Source organism: Collinsella aerofaciens ATCC 25986, from assembly GCF_964259375.1.
Lineage (GTDB): Bacteria > Actinomycetota > Coriobacteriia > Coriobacteriales > Coriobacteriaceae > Collinsella > Collinsella aerofaciens_BO.
Map to the genome: position 1 here is coordinate 33,153 of NZ_CAXVJM010000012.1, position 1,460 is coordinate 34,612.

The following is a 1,460-nucleotide window of genomic DNA, read 5'->3' on the forward strand; positions in this document are numbered from 1 at the left end:
CAGGCCCAGCTCGCACTCGTCGCCGAGCAGGGGCGACCCGCCGTCGGTAGCCTTCGCGGAAAGGCCGTCGAGGGAGAAATCCTCGGTTATGCTGACGGGAAGCACGGAGGTCGCGGAGAGGCCGCCGACGGAGACGTCGACGTAGACCCTGTACGAACCGGACGACGCGGGCTCCCAAGCGCAAGATGTCGCCTCGGACGGCCCCTGCGCAACCCCCCACTCGGCCCAAGAGTCCTTCTGCCAGACGAACTTGAGCTTTGCGCCGGGCGCGGCCGCCGCACGAATGGCGACCTTCATGCCGGGGGACCACTCCAAGTCGGACCCTCCGTCAACCGAGAGACGGCAGGCGTCCACATGCACGGGGAACTTGCGCGTGGTGACGCGGCCGGCCGAATCGATGGCGTCCACCCAAATGTTGACGTCTCCGGCCACCTCGGGGGTCCAGGGGCAAGACGCGGAGGGCTCGCCCTGGCGGATTGACCCCCAGCGAGACCAGCCGCCCTGCTCCCAGACGAACTTGTACCTGACCGAGCCCGCATTGCCGGAGACGGACAGGCCCAGCTCGCACTCGTCGCCGAGCAGGGGCGACCCGCCGTCGGTAGCCTTCGCGGAAAGGCCGTCGAGGGAGAAATCCTCCGACAATTCAGACATCTTAATAGCAGGATCGACGAAAAGAGATGAAGCGCCTCGGTCTGTCGCAAAGGAATGCGAGGCGGCCATAGGCCAAATCAAAAAAGCAACAAATAATGCAAGGATGAGCTTACGGCAAACTGTCTTCATCGGAATCAGGCATCCTAACAAACGAAGCTGTATAACTGAAATCAAAGACGACTAGCGCTGAAGGGAAAATTGCATCGTTAGATCATTCTGTTAATAATCGCCGCGATTCTTTGGCCGTAACCATCCCCAGGGACAGCCCATAAACCATTGAGGTCCTCTAGGCACGGAGCGATGCCCAGATATCCCCTATCAACAAGTATTTGATAACGAGGGTCAACACAAACATTGTTCAAGGGCATACTGGTCGCATAGCCTTTTAAATGCTGAGATTGAGCAAGCAGCCCCTGATATACGTTGTCAAACCTTGCCCCACCGACTTGAGGACCAGTAGCCCCTAAGCCAGCAAAATTGCACTGGTCTGCGGATACCGAACCCCCAAACTGGAGCCATCCAGTCTCCAACATGGCTTGGGCAAATACGACTTCGGGCCTAACGCCTTCAGAGGAGGCAGCCAAAATTACCTGATTGCAGAACTCAGCAATGCTAGAAGCGCCCCTTTGCGAATAGACTTCAGAGGGATAGACATGTCCGGTAGAAACATACAAACGAACCATAGAGCCAGCAGATGTCGAGAGCGCGCCCATAATTGACGTGCCATCGACCGTCACCTTGCGGGTGAGGTGCTTGGCCTGCTCGCCGTCGATCACGTCGAGGTAGAGGGTGTACTCTCCGGGCTCGGA

Annotated in this window: 2 protein-coding genes; both read right to left on the minus strand. The window is 58.4% G+C overall.

What is annotated here, in order from left to right; genetic code table 11:
- Positions 1–651 (minus strand): hypothetical protein (locus ACEXKH_RS06570; RefSeq protein ID WP_373573534.1); only part of this gene is annotated, 651 nt, incomplete at its 3' end.
- 206 nt (positions 652–857) lie between these two features.
- Positions 858–1,460, minus strand: a 603-nt coding sequence (locus ACEXKH_RS06575) for a glucosaminidase domain-containing protein (RefSeq protein ID WP_373573535.1), incomplete at its 5' end; no start/stop codon positions are given.